The 19,691-nt window shown below is 29.0% G+C and carries 17 protein-coding genes; 13 read left to right on the top strand and 4 right to left on the bottom strand.

Annotated elements, in window-relative coordinates:
- Positions 1–31: 31 nt before the first annotated feature.
- From ALEK_RS03770 to ALEK_RS03750, 5 genes are all read left to right on the top strand, one after another.
- Positions 32–1,873, top strand: coding sequence for a putative nucleotidyltransferase substrate binding domain-containing protein (locus ALEK_RS03770; protein ID WP_071626150.1), 1,842 nt, complete (start codon positions 32–34; stop codon positions 1,871–1,873).
- On the top strand, positions 1,866–2,486 hold the full coding sequence (locus ALEK_RS03765; protein ID WP_071626151.1) for a 3'-5' exonuclease: 621 nt from the start codon (positions 1,866–1,868) through the stop codon (positions 2,484–2,486). Before ALEK_RS03770 ends, ALEK_RS03765 begins: the two co-directional genes overlap by 8 nt.
- 81 nt (positions 2,487–2,567) lie before the next feature.
- The gene (locus ALEK_RS03760; protein ID WP_071626152.1) at positions 2,568–3,755 is read left to right on the top strand and encodes an acetate/propionate family kinase; all 1,188 of its coding nucleotides are present in this window, start codon (positions 2,568–2,570) and stop codon (positions 3,753–3,755) included.
- A 283-nt stretch (positions 3,756–4,038) separates the two neighbouring features.
- Positions 4,039–5,034 (top strand): phosphate acetyltransferase, encoded by a 996-nt coding sequence (gene pta / locus ALEK_RS03755; protein WP_071626153.1) that lies wholly within the window; start codon positions 4,039–4,041, stop codon positions 5,032–5,034.
- A gap of 33 nt (positions 5,035–5,067) precedes the next feature.
- Positions 5,068–6,270 carry an acetate/propionate family kinase gene (locus ALEK_RS03750; RefSeq protein WP_071626154.1) on the top strand — a complete coding sequence of 401 codons (1,203 nt, stop codon included), beginning with the start codon at positions 5,068–5,070 and terminating at the stop codon, positions 6,268–6,270.
- Positions 6,271–6,337: 67 nt separating this feature from the next.
- On the opposite strand, the gene ALEK_RS03745 is transcribed toward ALEK_RS03750, so the two are convergent.
- From ALEK_RS03745 to aroQ, 4 genes are all read right to left on the bottom strand, one after another.
- A complete protein-coding gene (locus ALEK_RS03745) occupies positions 6,338–7,765 on the bottom strand; it encodes a DEAD/DEAH box helicase (protein WP_071626155.1) in 1,428 nt (475 codons plus the stop codon).
- 196 nt (positions 7,766–7,961) lie between these two features.
- Positions 7,962–8,852: a signal peptide peptidase SppA gene (gene sppA / locus ALEK_RS03740; protein WP_071626156.1), complete on the bottom strand. Its 891-nt coding sequence runs from the start codon at positions 8,850–8,852 to the stop codon at positions 7,962–7,964.
- Positions 8,845–10,068 (bottom strand): aminofutalosine deaminase family hydrolase, encoded by a 1,224-nt coding sequence (gene mqnF, locus ALEK_RS03735; RefSeq protein WP_071626157.1) that lies wholly within the window; start codon positions 10,066–10,068, stop codon positions 8,845–8,847. The genes sppA and mqnF overlap by 8 nt, the downstream gene beginning before the upstream one ends.
- An 11-nt stretch (positions 10,069–10,079) precedes the next feature.
- Entirely contained in the window at positions 10,080–10,553 is a 474-nt protein-coding gene (aroQ, locus tag ALEK_RS03730) for a type II 3-dehydroquinate dehydratase (protein WP_071626158.1), read from the bottom strand.
- Between the two features lie 76 nt (positions 10,554–10,629).
- On the opposite strand from aroQ, the gene ALEK_RS03725 reads away from it, so the two are divergent.
- From ALEK_RS03725 to ALEK_RS03690, 8 genes are all read left to right on the top strand, one after another.
- Positions 10,630–11,655, top strand: coding sequence for a M24 family metallopeptidase (locus ALEK_RS03725; RefSeq protein WP_071626159.1), 1,026 nt, complete (start codon positions 10,630–10,632; stop codon positions 11,653–11,655).
- Positions 11,656–11,729: 74 nt separating this feature from the next.
- Complete coding sequence (gene folK / locus ALEK_RS03720; RefSeq protein WP_071626160.1) at positions 11,730–12,260, top strand: 2-amino-4-hydroxy-6-hydroxymethyldihydropteridine diphosphokinase; 531 nt, start codon at positions 11,730–11,732, stop codon at positions 12,258–12,260.
- Complete coding sequence (mnmA, locus tag ALEK_RS03715; protein WP_071626161.1) at positions 12,257–13,357, top strand: tRNA 2-thiouridine(34) synthase MnmA; 1,101 nt, start codon at positions 12,257–12,259, stop codon at positions 13,355–13,357. The genes folK and mnmA (ALEK_RS03715) overlap by 4 nt, the downstream gene beginning before the upstream one ends.
- Before the next feature lie 323 nt (positions 13,358–13,680).
- Entirely contained in the window at positions 13,681–14,715 is a 1,035-nt protein-coding gene (gene mnmA / locus ALEK_RS03710) for a tRNA 2-thiouridine(34) synthase MnmA (RefSeq protein WP_071626162.1), read from the top strand.
- A 345-nt stretch (positions 14,716–15,060) separates the two neighbouring features.
- Positions 15,061–15,993, top strand: a complete 933-nt coding sequence (locus ALEK_RS03705; RefSeq protein WP_071626163.1) for a ribose-phosphate pyrophosphokinase — start codon at positions 15,061–15,063, stop codon at positions 15,991–15,993.
- A 73-nt stretch (positions 15,994–16,066) separates the two neighbouring features.
- On the top strand, positions 16,067–17,152 hold the full coding sequence (locus ALEK_RS03700; protein ID WP_071626164.1) for an OmpA family protein: 1,086 nt from the start codon (positions 16,067–16,069) through the stop codon (positions 17,150–17,152).
- A 145-nt stretch (positions 17,153–17,297) separates the two neighbouring features.
- The gene (locus ALEK_RS03695; protein ID WP_071626165.1) at positions 17,298–18,302 is read left to right on the top strand and encodes an OmpA family protein; all 1,005 of its coding nucleotides are present in this window, start codon (positions 17,298–17,300) and stop codon (positions 18,300–18,302) included.
- Between the two features lie 151 nt (positions 18,303–18,453).
- On the top strand, positions 18,454–19,581 hold the full coding sequence (locus ALEK_RS03690) for an OmpA family protein (protein ID WP_071626166.1): 1,128 nt from the start codon (positions 18,454–18,456) through the stop codon (positions 19,579–19,581).
- Positions 19,582–19,691: the final 110 nt, after the last annotated feature.

Raw genomic sequence — 19,691 nt, 5'->3', positions numbered from 1 at the left:
AGTATATTACTAAAACATAGGAAGCATATTTATGAGTATATTAGAACAAAAAACTTTTCTGACATCAATTCATCCCTTTGAACATTTGAACAAAGTTCAATTAGAAACATTTGCGGAAAATATTGATATTGTTTATTTTAAAAAAAATGAGATTTTACAAAAACAAGGAAGTGAACCAACACATTTATATTTTGTATTAAAAGGTATCGTTCAAGAAACATTAAACGATGAAGTACTTTCAATTTTTTCAAAGAATGAAATATTTGATCCAATTTCACTTGTTGAAAACTATTCAAAGCACACATTTATTACTGCACAAGAAACTATCTGTTATTCATTACCTAGAGAAATTTTCATTAAAACATTACATGAAAATACTGAATTAGAGAGTTTTTTCTTTCAGACTATTTCACAAAAACTTAATAATCATATCAATCAAGAAAAAAATAAAGATATGGCAAATATTATGGTTGCTAAAATCAAAGATGCTCAAATACATCCAGCTGTAATTATTGACACTGAAAAAACAATTTTTGAAGCAGCAACTATAATAAAGAAAGAAAAAGTACCAACGGTATTATTAAAAGACCAAGATGGGGAAATGTATATTGTTACTGATTCAGATTTTAGACAAAAAGTAATTTTAAATAGAATGGACTTTGATGATAAAATTGTAAAAATTGCATCAAAAGGTTTAGTTTATGTAAATGAAAATGACTTTTTATTTAATGCTCAACTTATAATGGCAAAACATGGTCTAAAAAGAGTTGTAGTAAAAAATAATAAAGGCGAAATAATTGGTATTCTTGATCAAATATCTTTATCTTCTTTCTTTGCGACTAACACATTTGCTGTATCCAATGAAATTGTAAAAGCTGAAACAGTTGATGAGTTAAAGGCAGCATCACACTCATTTATGAAAATCATTAAATCACTTAATGCAAAAGGTGTAAAAATTGAATTTATTTCTAAATTAATTAATCAATTAAATAGAAAACTTCTAAATAAACTTTATAATATTCTTGCACCAATTCAACTGCAAGGTAAGTCTTGTTTAGTTGTTATGGGAAGTGAAGGAAGAGGAGAACAAGTTCTTAAAACTGATCAAGATAATGCTTTAATTATTGATGATGATTGTGAGATTACAGATGAAGAGTTACAAACATTTACAAACAAATTTACAGATACTTTAGTAGATTTTGGTTTTCCAAGATGCGAAGGTAATATTATGGTTTCAAATCCATACTGGTGTAGAAGAAAATCTGATTTCAAAGATTTAATTTATTCATGGGTAAATGAACCAAATCCTGATAATTTAATGAATGTAGCAATTTTCTACGATTCAGTTTGTGCATCAGGGGATATTGACATAATATTAGAATTAAAAGAGTATCTATTTAAAGCTGGAGCTGATTCTCAAGCTTTCAAATCTAATTTTGCAAAAGTAATTATGAATTTTGATGTACCTTTAGGATTCTTTGATGGATTTGTATTTGATAGTGCTAATAATGATCATAAAAATGAGCTTGATATTAAAAAAGGCGGTATATTCATATTAGTACAAAGTGTTAGAGCTTTAAGTTTAGAGAAAAAACTATTTAATACTAATACAAATAAAAGAATCAAGGTATTAACAGAACAAGGTGTATTTGATGATGAGTTTGCACAAGAGTTAATAATGGCATTTAATTTCTTATCAAATCTAAAATTAAAATCTAATCTTGAAAAACTTGATAAAAACGAGGTTATTGATAACTATATCAACCCAGATAATCTAAATACAATGCAAAAAGATTTATTAAAAGATTCATTCAAAATCATTAATAAACTAAAGAAAAAACTAGAATATCATTTTAAGTTGAACTATGTTTAGAATCATCAATAACTACTTTAGTAAAAAGAGATTAAAGGATCAAAACTATTCTTACCTTTTTGATAAACCACATGAAGATGAGTATGTGTGTTTTGATTGTGAGACAACAGGATTAGATCCTAAAAAAGATGATATTATCTCAATAGGTGCAGTTATTATTAAAAATAATGTGGTTATATCTAGTAAAAAATTTGTAAGATTTGTAAAACCTAAAACAAAACTACAAGCAGATGCAATTAAAATTCATCACATACGTGAGTGTGATCTTGAAGATGCAGATGATATTAATAACGTAATTGAAGAATTTATAGATTATATTGGAAATAGAACTTTAGTTGGTTATTTCCTAGAATTTGATATTTCTATGGTTAACAAATATTTAAAACCAAAAATTGGTATTAAACTTCCAAATAAAGCATTAGAAGTTTCTGAGATTTATTATGATTATAAAATAGAAAAAATACCTCAAGCAAATATTGATCTTAGGTTCGACACAATTATGGAAGATTTAGATATTCCAGTAATGGGTAAGCATGATGCATATAATGATGCTTTAATGACTTCTTTAATTTTTATTAAGTTAAAAAACTTACCAAAAGTAAAAATAAAGTAGTTTTATTGATCCATGTCATTTGTTTGACATAAATATGACATATAATGTCGATAAAATAAAAAAAATATAAGGATTTATTGAATGTTAGTATTTATTTTAAATGCAGGTAGTTCATCATTAAAGTATCAATTAATGAACCCTGAAACTACAGAAGTTTTAGCTTCTGGACTTTGTGAAAGAATTGGTATTGATGGAAGATTAGTACATGAAGCTAATGAAACTAAAACAAAAAAAGATTTAGATATGCCTACACATAAAGAGGCAATTGAAATTGTTTTAGATGTTTTAACACAAGGTGAAAATAAAGTTATAAACTCAATTGAAGATATTGACTCAATTGGACATAGAGTTGTTCATGGTGGAGAGTACTTCTCTACTTCAGTTCTTATTGATGAAGATGTTGTTTCAAAATTAAAAGAATTAATTCCATTAGCACCTTTACATAATCCAGCACATATTATTGGTATTGAGATTTGTAAAGAATTAATGCCTACAAAACCAAATGTAGCAGTATTTGATACAGCATTCCACCAAACTATGCCAGCTAGTTCATTTATGTATGCAGTTCCATATGAAGATTATAAAGAACATAAAGTTAGAAAATATGGATTCCATGGAACTTCTCACTTCTATGTATCAGATCAAGCAAAACAAATGTTAAATAAAGAAGATTCTAAAGTTATTGTTTGTCACTTAGGAAATGGTTCTTCAATTTGTGCAGTTAGAGATGGAAAATCAATTGATACTTCAATGGGACTTACTCCACTTGAAGGTCTAATGATGGGTACTAGATCTGGAGATTTAGACCCAGCTGTTATTTCTTACTTAATGGAAAGAAAAGATATGAGTGCAAATGAAATGACTAACTATTTAAATAAAAAATCTGGTTTACTTGGAGTATCTGGAATTTCTTCTGATTTAAGAGAAATTATTGAAGCTGCTGCAAATGGTGATGAAAGAGCTAATACAACTATTGATATGAAATGTAATAGAATTAAAAAATACATTTGTTCATATGCAGGAATGCTTGAAGGTGTAGATGCAATTTGTTTCACTGCTGGAATTGGTGAAAATGCAGATTTAATTAGAGAAAGAGTTTGTTCTGGTTTAGAATTTATGGGAGTTGAAATTGACAATGAAAAAAATCAAGTAAGAAACGATCAAAATAGAGAAATCAATAAAGAAACATCTAAGACAAAAATCTTTGTAATTCCTACTAATGAAGAATTAGTAATTGCTAAAGATACTTACAATTTAACAAAAGCGTAACAGCTTTTGTTAATAGAAATCAATAACGCTTAAATTTTAAACATCACGTACAACTTTAGTACATTATCACCTTGACAATATCCCTTAAAACCCTATAAACACCCTATTTTATTACAATTATGCACATTTTAAATATTTTGCAAATTTAATGTATATTTTATGTACTTTTCGAAAAATATAATATACAATATAACTTGAATAAGATTATAAACCTATGCTACTTATATGCTACGGTTTTGAATTATAATCTTTCACAAGTTTTAAACTAGAAAGGATAACTTAAATGGGTTTAATTGAAAGCATTAAAGAAAAAGCAAAATTACAGTTAAGAACAATTGTTCTTCCAGAGTCTGAAGATGAGAGAGTATTAAAAGCTGCTCAACAAGTTTTAGATGAGAAAACAGCAAATGTTGTATTAATTGGAAATGAAGAAACTATTAAAGCTGATGCAGCAGCTTGTGGTGCATTTATTGATGGAGCAACAATTATTGATCCTAAGAAATTTGATAAGATTGATACATATATAGATGAATTAGTTGAATTAAGAAAGAAAAAAGGTTTATCTAGAGAAGAAGCTACTGAAATCATGACTACTGAGCCAAGATTCTTTGGTTGTATGATGGTAAGACTTGGAGATGCAGACGGTTTAGTTGCAGGTTCTAATTCACCAACTGCTGATGTATTAAAAGCAGCAATTCATGTAATCAAAACAGCTCCTGGTATTAACACAGTATCATCTGCGTTTATTATGGAAACAGCTGACGGTAAATTTGGAGACAATGGTCTTATTTTATTTGCAGACTGTGCAGTAATTCCTGAGCCTAATGCTGAGCAATTAGCAGATATCGCTTGTGCAACAGCAGCAACAGCTAGTTCAGTGGTTGGACTTGATCCTAGAGTTGCTATGTTATCTTTCTCAACAAAAGGGAGTGCTAAGCACCCATTAGTTGATAAAGTACAATTTGCAGTTGATTTATTAGAAGAAAGAAATGTTGATTTCTCTTTTGATGGTGAAATGCAAGCAGATGCAGCAATCGTTGAAGCAATTGGAGCTAAAAAAGCACCAGGTTCAGAAGTAGCTGGAAAAGCAAATGTATTAGTATTCCCTGACTTACAGTCTGGAAATATTGGATATAAATTAGTACAAAGATTCGCAGGAGCACAAGCTCATGGACCAGTTGTTCAAGGTTTAGCAAAACCTGTTAATGACTTATCTAGAGGATGTTCAGTAGAAGATATCGCTAATTTAGTTGCAATTACTGCAACTCAAATCAAATAATTTTAATATAACTAAACAAAAGGAAGCAGAAGTATGTTAGTATTTATTTTAAACGCAGGAAGTTCATCATTAAAGTATCAATTAATGAATCCAGTAAACAAGGAAGTTTTAGCAGTAGGACTATGTGAAAGAATCGGAATTGATGGTGTTTTAAAACACGAATTTGGTGAAGATCAAAAAGTTAAATTAGAAGTTTCTATGCCAACTCACAAGGAAGCAATTGAGTTAGTATTAAAAACATTAACTGAAGGTGAAGGTAAAGTTATTAACTCTATTGATGATATTGAAGCAATCGGACATAGAGCAGTACATGGTGGGGAAGACTTTGCTGGTTCTGTTATGGTTACAGATAAAGTAATTGATAAAATGAAAGAATTAATACCTTTAGCTCCATTACATAACCCAGCAAACATTATGGGTATGGAAATCTGTGCACAATTAATGCCAGGTAAACCAAATGTAGCTGTATTTGATACTGCATTCCACCAAACTATGCCTGATTACGCATATATGTATCCACTTCCTTATGATCAATACACTAAAAATGGTGTTAGAAAATATGGATTCCATGGTACATCTCACTACTTCGTATCAAATGAAGCTAGAAATATGTTAGATAAAAAACATAATACTAGAATTATTGTTTGTCACTTAGGAAATGGTTCTTCTGTTTCTGCTATCTTTGATGGTAAATGTATTGATACTTCAATGGGTCTTACTCCAGTTCAAGGTTTAATGATGGGAACTAGATCTGGTGATATTGGTGCAGGTGCTATTCAATACATGATGGATACTGAAAAATGGGATATCCAAGAAATGTTAAACGTACTTAACAAAAAATCAGGTATCGTTGGTATTTCTGGAAAATCTTCTGACTTAAGAGAAGTTCTTGAAGGTATGGAAGATGGTGATGATAGATGTAGATTAACTGTTGATATGATTGCTTACATTATTAAAAAATATGTTGGATCTTATGCTGCTGCACTTGATGGTGTTGATGCATTATGTTTCACAGGTGGTATTGGTGAAAATGCTGCATTAATCAGAGAAAAAGTTTGTGCTGGTTTAGATTACATGGGATTAAATATTGACCCAACTAAAAATAACAAAAGATCTGGTGAAGCTAGAGATATCTCTACTAATGGTTCATCTGGTAGAATTTTTGTTATTCCTACAAATGAAGAGTACGTTATTGCTAACGATACTTACAAAATCGTTTCTGGAATTTCTGAGTAATATTTACTACATAAAAAAAGGGGAAGACTTAAATGTCTTCCCCTTTTTTATTTCTTATTTTGTATTTTTAGCTATTTCTTGAAGAAACTCTTCTTTGAGATTCACTAGAAATTCTTCTATTTCTAGGTTTTGCTTTTTCTTTTTTTAACTCTTTTTCCCAAGTTTCAATTAAAGATTTATTTTCACTTTTTTTATCAAATCTTTTTTTATTATCTTTTGCAGATTTATTTCTAGGGTTTTTATCATCTTTTCTATCTGTTCTTTTTTCTCTTTTATTCTCTTTTGGTTTAGAGTTTCTATTTGAGTTTCTAGAATTATTGTTTTTGTTACTAGTATCTTTTTTAACTTTAGTTAATTTTGATACTGTATATCCATCAATAGCTACTACTTCTAAATCTTTTTTAATTAACTTCTCAATATCTCTTAAATATTCAAACTCTTCATTACAAACTAAAGACATTGCAATTCCTACATTACCAGCTCTACCAGTTCTACCGATTCTGTGAACATAATCTTCTGGAACATTTGGTAACTCATAATTAATTACATTTGGTAAAAGTTCAATATCAATACCACGAGCCGCAATATCAGTTGCTACTAAAACTCTAATTTCATTTGATTTAAAATCAGCTAATGCTTTTGTTCTTGCACCTTGTGATTTACTACCATGAATAGCAGCAGCTGAGATATTATAATTTTTTAAATAATCAGTTAATCTATTTGCACCATGTTTAGTACGAGTAAATACTAATACTTGTGATAAATTATTTTCTTTAATTATGTAACATAATAAATTTCTTTTCTGATCTTTTTTCACATAATGAACAATTTGTTCAACTTGAGCTGAAGATGTATTTCTTCTAGCTACTTCAATTATTTTTGGATTATTTAAAAATCCACCTGCTAGTTTTTTAATTTCATCAGAAAAAGTAGCAGAGAATAGAAGATTTTGTCTGTGAGATGGAAGATTTGATATTACTTTTTTAATATCATGAATAAATCCCATATCTAACATTCTATCTGCTTCATCAAGAACTAAAAATTCAACTCTTGATAAATCTATTGAGTTTTGTGATACGTGATCTAATAATCTTCCAGGAGTTGCAATTACTATATCAACTCCTTTTCTTAATTGTGCTTTTTGAGGGTTGATTCCAACTCCTCCAAATATCACTGAAGTTTTAATAGGAAGATATTGACTGTATTCCTCTACATTTTGTGCAACTTGAGAAGCTAACTCTCTTGTTGGTGTTAAAATTAAAGCTCTAACATAAGGTTTATTACCTTTTTTAGGAGATTTTGCACTAAGTAGATTTAACATTGGTAGTGTAAAACCTGCTGTTTTTCCTGTTCCCGTTTGAGCTGCTGCTAAAACGTCTTCTTTTTGTAGAATAACTGGAATAGCTTGTTTTTGTATTGGTGTAGGTTCTGTATATCCTTGCTCTTTAATAGCTTTTAGGATATCACTATTTAAACCTAATTGTGTAAATGACATTAATTACCTTTTGTTTGCTATAGTAATTTATAAAAAAGATCTTTTTGATTAATGAAACTATGAAATTGTTATAGTTTTCGAAATGAAGAAAATGTAGTTTATTACTATGATTTTCGGGAGTATATCACAATAATGTGTAATTTAACTAATTTTTGCAAAAAAAGAGAAGTTATATTCTCCTCTTTTTTTACTAGTTTTAATAAGCTTTTAGTGTACTTGCAAAATTCATTGAGATTTTTGATACAGTTTCACTGATCAACTTATCCATAAATTTTTCAAATTTATCTTGTTTATTCCAAACTGCAACTTTAACTTTTGATAGTTTTGCAATTTGACTTTTTGCACTTGAAATAGTAGCTACCTCATCAACTAAACCAACATTTTTGGCTTGTCTTGCAGTAAATACTTTTGCATCTGCATAAATAGTATGATCTTTAACATTAAGTTTTCTTGCACTTGCAACATCACTTATAAACATTTGGTAAGTATCATCAATAATACTTTGTAATTGTTGTTTTTCATAATCAAACCATTTTCTAGTTGGTGTTCCTGACTCTTTGTATTTACCAGCTTTCACTGTTTGAGTTGAAACTCCAATTTTTGCCATTAGCTCTTCAGTATTTACACCTTGCATAATAACTCCAATTGAACCAACCATAGATCCAGGGTTTGCAATAATTTTATCTGCCCAAATAGAAGCATAATATGAACCACTTGCAATTACACCACTTGCATAAGCAATAACTGGTTTAACTGTTTTAAGTTCTTTTATTGCATAAGCTAATTCAACAGATGGAGCAACAGATCCACCAGGAGAATTCACTACAAGTAAAACACCTTTTATATTAGAATCATTTTTAGCTTTTTCTATATCTTCTAATGTTTTACTTACATCTAAAATTGGCCCCACAAGATCAATTCTTTGTAAGTTTGCAGTTTCAAAACTTCCTGAATCCATATTATTGCCATTAGTACCATATACAACAAAATAAATAATAGTTAAAAATACAACTGTCTTAAAATATTTTGTAATAAAATCTAATATAGCAATAATAGGAGAGAAAATAGTTTTAAAGAAATTAAGCATCTATTCCTCCTATAATTGTTTTATCTACGAATTTAGTATGTAATATAATATGCATAGCTAAATCTTCACTCTCTTCAATATCATCTGGCAATGTAAATGAAATAATATCAGCATCTAAATCTTTTTGTAAAGCACCTTTATTTAATCCTAAAGCTTTTGCACCATTAAGTGTTGCAGCTTTTAATAACTTACTAGCTAAAGAGTTAATATTAATATCTGTATGCATCATTAAAGCATTTCTTAATTCATCAAACATAGATAAAGAATTATTAGAACTTAATCCATCAGTACCAATAGTAAGATTGATATCATCTAATTTACTAATATCTAGTTTTGAATTATTTAATACTCTATTTGAAGTAACACAATGGTTTATACTAGCACCTAAAGATTTAATTTTTTCAATATCAGCATCACTTGCTTCCACACAATGTGTAAAAGATAAGTTATTCACATTTGAGAAGTTATTTAAAAACTCCATAGGTTTTGTAACAGCTTTATCTTGACCTAAAAAGTTTTTAAAGAAATCAATAAAAAGACCTTGGTCTTTATGTAACCATTCAAACTCTTCTGGAGATTCTAAAAAATGAGATGATACTGCAAAATTTTCTTCTTTTGCTAGCCGTAATGATTCTCTAACTAAAAAAGGATGTACTGAATAAGGTGAGTGAATAGCAACAGCAGGAATAAAATTCTTACTAGCACTTTGTTTAGCACCTTCTAGTCTTGATTTAAAATCAGCGAATAAAGTATCAACCATATCCATTTTCGTACCAATTACTTCACAAAAGAATACAGTATTAATAGGACTTTTAATACAAGCTTCTAAATCAAACGAATAAGAAGAAATTGCACCAATACTTGTAGTACCAGTTTTTTTCATTCTATCAAGTTTTGTAGAGATTAATTTACTTGTAGCTTTTTCTACTAGAGCATCTCTATTTTTAATTACTGAATTTAACCAGTTCATAAAGTTACCATACTTTAAAGTTGTACTATTAGCAGAAAACTCTAAATGTACATGGGAATTAATAAGCCCTGGCATTAAAACTGAATTTTCTTTTGATTCTTCTACTTCTAAGTCTGGATATTTTTTTTGGATATTTTCAAGAGAGTCTATGTCTATTATTTTTTCATTAAAAACAACAGCACCATTTTCAATGATACTGTTATTTTCATCGCAGGTAAGTACCCACTTTGCACTTAATATTTTCATTTAAATACTAATTATTCAGCAGTTTCTTGTTGAGCTTCTTCTACTGCTTTGATTTCAGAAATAATTTGCATTAATGCAATTAATCCCATGTGGTAACCAAATGGTCCAAATCCTGTAATAACACCAGTTGTAGAACCAGCAGTTACAGATTTTTGTCTGAATTCTTCTCTTTTATAAATATTTGAAATATGTACTTCTACTGTTGGCATTTCAACAGCTGCTAATGCATCTTTGATTGCAATTGAAGTATGTGAATATGCAGCTGGATTAATCATAATACCATCTACTGTTCCTAAACATTCTTGAACTCTATCTACAATCTCACCCTCTAGGTTTGACTGGAAGAATTCTAATTCTACTCCATTTTGTTCTGCTGCATTTTTTAGTTGTTCATGAATTTGATCTAAACTCATTGGACCATAAATGTGTTGTTCTCTAATACCTAACATATTTAAGTTTGGTCCTTGAATTACGGCTATTTTCATATTATATTCCTTTTATAAAATTTAGGTAAGATTATATTTAAATTTATGTTAAACCACACCAAAGGAACGAGCAATTATGAAAAATTTTATTTTACGAGATGAAAATGCAGTTTATTTTGAATCAAAGTTTTCTTGTGACAATGTAATTTTCCTAAAATTAGGTAGTGATAGATACTTTATTACTGATGCAAGATATACTACAGAAGCAAAAGAGTTTGCTAAAGATTGCGAAGTAATTGAATCATCAAATCTAGTGGAAACTGCAAAAGAAATTCTAATAAAAAATAAGATAAAAAAAATTACTTTTGATCCTAATGACTTTACATATGCACTATATACAAATCTAAGTAAAGATTTAAAAACACAATTTATTCAAGAGCCGAATTTTTCTAAGCAAAAAAGAATTATTAAAAGTGATGAAGAGATAGAAATATTAGCTAAAGCTGCAAAACATGGTAGAAAAGGTTTTAAAGAACTAGCTAAATATATTAGAAAAAATGGTTTTAAAAAATCTGAGCAACATTTATTTTTTAAAGGTTTAGAGAAAATGAGCCAAATGGGAAAACTAGATCTTAGTTTTGATCCTATTATTGCCATTAATGAAAATGCAGCAAAACCCCATGCACTTCCAAGTAAAAAGAAATTAAAACTTAATGATTTATTATTAGTTGATGCGGGAGTTAAATATAAAAGATATTGTTCTGATAGAACTTGTACCGCAGCTGTTAATTTTGAAAACTTCTCTTTTAAGAGAGAACAAAAATTCAAGAAACATAAACATCAAAAAATTTATGACTTAGTTTACAAAGCACAATTAAATGCAATTGAAAATGCAAAAGTAGGAATGAAAGCTAGTCAAATTGATAATCTTACTAGATCTGTTATTGAAAAAGCTGGATATGGGAAATACTTTATTCACAGTACTGGACATGGAGTAGGATTAGATATTCATGAATTTCCAAATATTAACAGTAAATCAGATGTAATAATTGAAGATAATATGGTCTTTACAGTTGAACCTGGAATTTATATACCAAATGAATTTGGTGTTAGAATTGAAGATACAGTTGTAATGAAAAATGGTAAAGCCATTATCCTTTAATTTTATAAAAATTGCAGAAATAAATCTTGAGTATTTAAGTAAACTTTAATTTATCAGGAAAAAAAGAGAAAAATTTGAAAAAAAAAATAAGTGAAAGTTTAACACTTTTTAGAACAAGCAATTTTCCTTATGTAAATAAGAAAAAATCCTCAAAAAGACATATTGTTACTATCGGAATTGGGGGAAATGTAGGAAATGTAAAACAAACATTTGACAAGTTATTATTGTGTTTAAATAGTCATACAAAATTTGATATTATAATGGCAAGTCCCCTACTTCAGAATCCACCTTTTGGATATTTAGAACAAAATGACTTTTTAAATGGTATAATCACGCTTAAAACTAATCTAGCTCCTAATGAATTTTTAAAAATTATGCAAAGGCTAGAAATTAGATATGGAAGAAAGCGATCCTTTCAAGATGCGCCTAGAACTCTGGATATAGATATTATATTTTTTGATAATAAGAAAATTCATACAGAAAACCTTATTATCCCTCACAAAGACTGGGCAAATAGAGAATCAGTGATTATTCCTTTAAATTATATGAAAACAATAAAAACAAGAGCAAATAAAATATATAGAATTTATAAGGGTAGAAAATGAAGAAAAAAGTAGTTGTTGGAATGTCTGGTGGTGTTGATTCATCAGTTACTGCTTTATTGTTAAAACAGCAAGGTTATGAAGTAATAGGCTTATTTATGCGAAATTGGGACTATGGTGTAAAAGGTAGTCAATGTCCTAATCGTATAGAGTTTGAAGATGCAAAAAAAGTTGGTGAAATAATTGGCATTGAAGTAAAAGGTAAAGACTTTGTTGAAGAATACAGAGGAAAAGTATTTGATGTATTCTTAGAAGGTTTAAAAAAAGGACTTACTCCTAATCCAGATATTTTATGTAATAGAGAAATCAAGTTTAATGTATTTTTAAATGAAGCTAAAAAAATGGGTGCTGATTTTATTGCAATGGGACATTATGCAAAGATATCTAAACATGAAGACCACTATGTATTAGATACTCCAAAAGACAGTTCAAAAGATCAATCTTACTTTTTACATGCACTATCTAGTGAACAACTTTCACAAGCTATGTTTCCACTTGGAGATTTAACAAAAACAGAAGTGCGAGAAATTGCAAGAGAACATAATCTTCCAGTTAGTGATAAAAAAGATAGTACTGGTATATGTTTTATTGGTAATCAAAGATTTGATGATTTTATTACACAACATTTAAAAGCCGTTCCTGGTGATATTATAGATGAAAATGGAAAAGTAATAGGTAAACACAAAGGTCTTATTTGTTACACATTAGGTCAAAGAAAAGGTATTGGTCTTGGTGGAATTAAAGAGACTGAATCTGATGGACATATCCATAAGCCATGGTATGCTGCACAAAAAAATATTGAAAACAATACACTAACAGTTGTTCAAGATACAGTTCATCCATTATTAATGAACCAAAATGTTGAAGCCTCTCATATGCACTGGGTATTAGAGCATGCACCTAAAATTGGTGATAAACTAATGGCACAAATTAGATATAGACAACAAAAACAAGCTTGTACAGTAACATCAACGGAAGGGGATAAAGTCATAGTTACATTTGATAAACCTCAAAGAGCTGTTACTTTAGGACAAAGTCTTGTTTTATATGATGGTGAATACTGCCTTGGTGGTGGATTTATAAGTAATTACTTTAATTAGAAATACTTACTTTTTTCAAAAAATATTGGGATAGAATTACTCTTTCCCAATACCATCAACTTAAATAAAACTCTCCTATTTAGAATAAAATTCTTTTAAAATGCTATAATGCTACCTTATACTAATCTCGAACAAACAATTTTCATAAATTAACAAAGATTAGAAATAAGATACGGAATAAAGCGATCCTTTCAAGATACGCCTAGAACCTTAGATAATAAAAATTAATACAAAAAACTTATTATTTCTTATAAAGATTTGGCAAATATAGAATCACTAATTATTCCTTTAAAATAAAAAAGAAACTTTTTAAAGGGTTAAATATGCAAAAAAAAGTAATGGTAGGTATGAGTGGAGGAATTGATTCTTCAGTTACTGCTTATATGCTACAAAAAGAAGGTTACGAAGTTGAAGGTGTTTACTTAAAACTTCATAATAGAACTGACGGTTACCACGAAAAAAACTTAGGACATATTGAAGATGTTGCTAAATTCTTAGATATTAAATATCACGTATTAGACTTAAGCGATAAATTTACACAAGAAGTATATGACTACTTTGTAGATTCTTACCTAGAGGGAACTACTCCTAACCCATGTGTAAAATGTAATAAACAAATCAAGTTTGGTGCAATGTTACAATTTGCTCAAGATAAAGACTGTTCATATCTTGCAACTGGACACTATGCTAAAACAGATGGTAAATTTTTCTATGAAGCTGATGATAAAAGTAAAGATCAATCTTACTTCTTATCACAAGTAGATAAAGAAGCACTTCCATATATGATGTTCCCCTTAAGTACTTACAAAAAAGACGACATTGTTAGACTTGGTGAAGAATTAGATGATGTATATAAAAAGATTACAGCAAAAAGTGAATCACAAGAGATTTGTTTTGTTGAAACAGTATATACCGATGTTGTAAAAAAACATGCCAATATTGACCAAAAAGGTGATGTTTTAGATGAAAAAGGTAATGTTGTTGGAACTCATAAAGGTTATGCACATTATACAATTGGTAAAAGAAGAGGCTTTGTAGTTCATGGAGCACATGAACCACATTTTGTTACAAAATTAAACCCTAAGGATAATACTATTGTTGTTGGGAAAAAAGCTGCTTTAGAAATTAATGAAGTAATAGCTAACAATTTAAATATGTATATTGAGAAAAAAGAATTTGACTGTACTGTAAAGTTAAGATATAGATCAAATTCTATACCATGTAAAATTAAAATTGAAGATTCAAAAGCTTCAATTTCTTTAGAAGAACCCGCTTTTGGAGTTGCTGCTGGACAATTAGCAGTATTCTATGATGGTCAAAAAGTTATAGGTTCCGCTTGGATCGAAGATACAAAATAATTTAGGAATTTTTCCTAAATTATTGAAAAAACAAAAATAAAACATTCAAACAATTTATTAAATACTTATAATTTCAAAAAAATAAAACATTTAAACTTTTTAATTACAATTTATTTCATAACACAATATAATAATATATAAAATTAAATAAATTAAGTTTATATAGGCGAAGAGTCATAACTTTTTCTTATTTAATAATATTTTTCATCTAAATATTTATATATACTATTTTTGTATATTATATTAACAATATTAATTTTTTTAAGATCATTTTTTTCTAATAACAAATCATTAAGTCCTCTTTAGATAAAATCGCAATATTAATTATCATCAAAGGAAAATTTCATGTCAACATTTAAACTTTTTAGTGGTTCAGCTAATCCTGAATTTGCAGCAAAAGTTGGGGATTACTTAGGAATTCCAGTATCAAACGCTACTTTAAAAAAATTCAGTGATGGAGAAATCTCTGTTCAAATTACTGAAAGTGTTAGAGGACAAGACGTATTTATTATTCAACCTACATGTGCTCCAGCTAATGACAACTTAATGGAGTTATTAATTATGGTAGATGCACTTAAAAGATCAAGTGCAAGATCAATTTCTGCAGTTATTCCATACTACGGATATGCAAGACAAGATAGAAAAGCAGCTCCAAGAGTTCCAATTACTGCGAAACTTACTGCTGATTTATTAGAAGCAGCTGGAATTAATAGAGTTGTAACTATTGATTTACATGCAGCTCAAATTCAAGGTTTCTTTAATATTCCTGCGGATAACTTATTTGGTTCAATTTTATTTGCAAATTACATCAAAGAAAAAGAATTAGAAAACCCTATTATTGCAAGTCCAGATATCGGTGGTGTTGCACGTGCAAGATCTTATGCTGATAAACTTGGTTATGATTTAATAATTGTTGATAAAAAAAGAGAAAAAGCTAATGTTGCTGAAGTTATGAACATCATTGGTGATGTTGAAGGTAAAGATGTAATCTTAGTTGATGATATGGTTGACACAGCTGGTACTTTAGTTAAAGCTGCAGAAGTATTAAAGAAAAAAGGTGCTAATTCAGTAATGGCATGCTGTACACATGGTGTATTAAGTGGACCTGCATACGATAGAATTGCGAATGGTGTTCTTGATGAATTAGTTGTAGCTGATACAATTCCTATTAGAGAAAATGCAGAAAAAATTACTGTATTATCAGCTTCTAATATAATTGGTGAAGCAATTAGAAGAATCCATAATAACGAATCTGTAAACTCAATTTTTAATTCTTAATTCTTAGTCCTTAATGATTAAACAATAATTTTTATGTTATAATAATAAAAATTATTGTTTAACAAGGATTACAATGAAAAAAATTATACTTACATCTGTAGCATGTGCATCATTAATGTTCGCAGCTAACAGTGAATACAAATATGAAGTTACTCCAATGTTTGGATCTGCTTTTTCAGAACACAATACTGACCTTCCAAAGGGATATAGTAATGCTGGATTAGCAGTAGGCTTCAATTTAAATGACTCAACATTCGATCAAGTTGAGTTAGGTTTCTTAAGATCAATTGAAGACGTTGAATACCAAAATGTAGCTAACAGAGATACTGGTATTACAAGAGTTTTCACAAACTTCGTAAAAGATTACCCACTTAATTCAAACTACTCTTTATATGCTTTAGTTGGAGCAGGATTAGAATTCTTTGATGATGAATTTGCAGGTAATAAAGACGGTTTATTTGGTAATTATGGTGCTGGTCTTAAAATCAAAGTATATGAAAATATTGCTATGAAAATGGACTTAAGACATGTAATTGAAACTGACCACGGTGATAATACTTTATTATATAACATTGGGTTAGCAATTCCATTTGGAAAAGTTCAAAAAGCAGCTCCAAAACCAATGATGGTTAAAGAAACTCCAAAAGATTCTGATAATGATAGAGTTATTGATGCTAAAGATCAATGTCCAAATTCAATTCCTTATGCTGTTGTAAATGCTGTAGGTTGTGAAATGGATGATGATAAAGATGGTGTTGTAAATAGATTAGATGAATGTCCTACTACAATGGCTGGAGCTAAAGTTGATGCATTAGGTTGTGCTAACTTAGTAGATTTAGACATTAACTTTGCAACTAACTCTGCAAAAATTGGACAATCTTATTATTCTAAAATTGAAAAATTTGCAACTATGATGAAAAACAATACAAAATTAAAAGCTACAATTGAAGCACATACTGATTCTGTTGGTTCAGCTGCTTACAATAAAAAATTATCTCAAAAAAGAGCTAATTCAACTGTAGAAGCTTTAAAATCATTAAATGTTGAAGAATCAAGATTAACAGCTATTGGATACGGTGAAAGTAAACCATTAGTTTCTAATGATACAGCAGAAAATAGAAGTAAAAATAGAAGAGTACACGCAGTAATCTCTAAGTAATTCTATACATAAATAAAGGTTAGGTTCTATACCTAACCTTATTCTTAAAGTTTTTTTAAATTTTCCCCCTAATATCTATATCTCTTGTTAAAAAAATAAAACATTTAGTTATAATTAAGCATATTATGTTTAAGAAGGATTCCAAATGAAAAAGGTTATCTTAACATCACTTGCGTGTGCATCCTTAATGCTAGCTGCGAGTAATGATTATAAATATGAAATTACGCCTATGGTTGGAGGTGCAGTAACAGAGGGTAATACTGATTTAGAAGAACACTTTGCTAATGCTGGACTTGCTATAGGGTTTAACCAAAAAGACTTATTTTTCGATCAATTCGAATTAGGTTTCTTACAATCAATTGGTGACGTTAATTATGAAAATGCTAATAGAAGTACTTCTATTACAAGACTTTTCGCAAATATCGTAAAATACTATCCAATTAACTCAGACCTATCACTTTACGCACTAGCTGGTTTAGGATATGAGCACTTTGATGATGAATTCGCTGGAAATGATAGCGGTGGATTTGGGAACTATGGTGCTGGTGTTAGACTTGCATTTTCTGACGATATAGCTTTAAAATTTGATTTAAGACATATTATTGAAGCAGATCATGGAGACAACACATTACTATACAACTTTGGTGTTGCAATTCCTTTTGGGAAAATTGCTAAAGCTCCTATTGTAGTTCCAATGAAAAAAGCAGCTCCTATTATGCCACCTAAAGACTCTGATAACGATGGAGTTATAGATGCAAAAGATGATTGTCCAGACACAATGTCAGGTGCACAAGTTGATAAAGTTGGATGTATAACATTAGTTAATCTAAATATTAATTTTGATACTGATTCATCAACAATTAAAGATTCATATACTTCAAAAATAGTTGAATTTGCAAAAGTTATGAAAAGTAATACTAAATTAAGAGCAACTATTGAAGCACATACAGATTCAGTTGCATCACATGCATACAATCAAAAACTATCAGAAAGAAGAGCCGCTTCAACGGTACAAGCTTTAAAAGATTTAGATGTTGATCCTTCAAGATTAAAATCAGTTGGATATGGTGAAACAAGACCAATTGCAACAAATGATACAGTAGAAGGAAAAGCTCAAAACAGAAGAGTTCATGCAGTAATTGATAAATAATCAACTTAATGATTAAAGATTAGGTATTTATTACCTAATCTTCTCTTCCTCTCAAATATAAAATACAAAAAATTAGAATTAAACTTACTTTTAGAAAAAAAATTTGATTTTTAGTTATAATATTAGAAATTATTTAACTAAGGAAAAAATGATGAAAAAAATTCTATTAACTTCAATATTAGCTTCATCTGTAATCTTCGCAGCAAGCAATCCAAGTCTTCAATATAGTTATGAAGTAACACCTTTTGCAGCAGGAATTTTAAGTGATAGTAAAATTGGTTTAGAAGATGATCATTATTTTAATGGCGGAATATCTCTTTCTAAAAATTTAGATGGAAAAATTATCGACCAAATTGAATTAGGATTTATGAGAAGCCAAAGTGTTGAATATAAAAATGGTGGAAACACTAATTTAAATAGATTATTTTTAAATGCAATTAAAAAATATTCAATCTCACAAAGATGGGGTGCTTACGGAATACTTGGTATTGGACATCAAGATGTATCAAGTGAAGCGGGTAAAAATGAAGATTCTCCATTTTTCAACTGGGGTCTTGGTTTAAGATATGATATTCCATTTTATGGTATTGCTTTAAAAAGTGATATTAGACATTTAATATCAACAAAAAACTCTAGAAATGATGTTATGTATACATTTGGTATGGCTATGCCTTTAGGCAAAAAATATAATGATGTTATTGAAGCAAAAATTCCAGAAGTAGTTGAAAAAGAAGAAATAGAAGCTATCGTTCCAATAGTTGATGGAGATGACGATAATGATGATGTTCTTAACTCAAGAGATTTATGTCCTAACTCTTTATCTGGAGTTGTAGTTGATAGAAATGGATGTGAACTTGATGATGATAATGATTCAGTTGTAAATAGATTGGATAAATGTCCAAAAACATCTGAAGGGGTTGAAGTAAATAAAGATGGTTGTGTTGCAACTGTACAACTACAAATCAACTTTGATTCAAACTCTGATAATATCAAAGATTTATATAGTCAAGAAATAGCACAATTTGCTTATTTATTAAAGCAAAATACTAAATTAAAAGCTACTATTGAAGCACATACAGACTCAAGAGGTAATGATGAATATAATCAAAAACTATCTCAACAAAGAGCTAATTCGACTCTTGAAGCACTAAAAGATTTAAATATTGATGCTTCTAGATTAAAAGCAATTGGATATGGTGAATCTCAACCTGTTGCAACAAACTCTACAAAAGAAGGTAGAGCAAAAAATAGAAGAGTTACTGGTTTAATCAACCAATAATATAAAAATAAATTTAGGAGACCATCCTAAATTTATTAGCTCCCCTACTCTCTTCTTCTTAACTTAACTATAAACTTACAAAACTTTAGATATAATCGCGAATAAATAGA

It is taken from the genome of Poseidonibacter lekithochrous (assembly GCF_013283835.1).
In the GTDB taxonomy this organism is placed as follows: domain Bacteria; phylum Campylobacterota; class Campylobacteria; order Campylobacterales; family Arcobacteraceae; genus Poseidonibacter; species Poseidonibacter lekithochrous.
The sequence above is the reverse complement of the archived record's forward strand: the minus strand, read 5'-3'. Positions and strand labels throughout refer to the sequence as shown.

Excerpts from the sequence above, each read along its gene's own strand:
- ALEK_RS03770 (WP_071626150.1), top strand. The coding sequence starts at position 32 with ATGAGTATATTAGAACAAAAAACTTTTCTGACATCAATTCATCCCTTT.
- ALEK_RS03765 (WP_071626151.1), top strand. The coding sequence starts at position 1,866 with ATGTTTAGAATCATCAATAACTACTTTAGTAAAAAGAGATTAAAGGAT.
- ALEK_RS03760 (WP_071626152.1), top strand. The coding sequence starts at position 2,568 with ATGTTAGTATTTATTTTAAATGCAGGTAGTTCATCATTAAAGTATCAA.
- pta (WP_071626153.1), top strand. The coding sequence starts at position 4,039 with ATGGGTTTAATTGAAAGCATTAAAGAAAAAGCAAAATTACAGTTAAGA.
- ALEK_RS03750 (WP_071626154.1), top strand. The coding sequence starts at position 5,068 with ATGTTAGTATTTATTTTAAACGCAGGAAGTTCATCATTAAAGTATCAA.
- ALEK_RS03745 (WP_071626155.1), bottom strand. The coding sequence starts at position 7,765 with ATGTCATTTACACAATTAGGTTTAAATAGTGATATCCTAAAAGCTATT.
- sppA (WP_071626156.1), bottom strand. The coding sequence starts at position 8,852 with ATGCTTAATTTCTTTAAAACTATTTTCTCTCCTATTATTGCTATATTA.
- mqnF (WP_071626157.1), bottom strand. The coding sequence starts at position 10,068 with ATGAAAATATTAAGTGCAAAGTGGGTACTTACCTGCGATGAAAATAAC.
- aroQ (WP_071626158.1), bottom strand. The coding sequence starts at position 10,553 with ATGAAAATAGCCGTAATTCAAGGACCAAACTTAAATATGTTAGGTATT.
- ALEK_RS03725 (WP_071626159.1), top strand. The coding sequence starts at position 10,630 with ATGAAAAATTTTATTTTACGAGATGAAAATGCAGTTTATTTTGAATCA.
- mnmA (WP_071626161.1), top strand. The coding sequence starts at position 12,257 with ATGAAGAAAAAAGTAGTTGTTGGAATGTCTGGTGGTGTTGATTCATCA.
- mnmA (WP_071626162.1), top strand. The coding sequence starts at position 13,681 with ATGCAAAAAAAAGTAATGGTAGGTATGAGTGGAGGAATTGATTCTTCA.
- ALEK_RS03705 (WP_071626163.1), top strand. The coding sequence starts at position 15,061 with ATGTCAACATTTAAACTTTTTAGTGGTTCAGCTAATCCTGAATTTGCA.
- ALEK_RS03700 (WP_071626164.1), top strand. The coding sequence starts at position 16,067 with ATGAAAAAAATTATACTTACATCTGTAGCATGTGCATCATTAATGTTC.
- ALEK_RS03695 (WP_071626165.1), top strand. The coding sequence starts at position 17,298 with ATGAAAAAGGTTATCTTAACATCACTTGCGTGTGCATCCTTAATGCTA.
- ALEK_RS03690 (WP_071626166.1), top strand. The coding sequence starts at position 18,454 with ATGAAAAAAATTCTATTAACTTCAATATTAGCTTCATCTGTAATCTTC.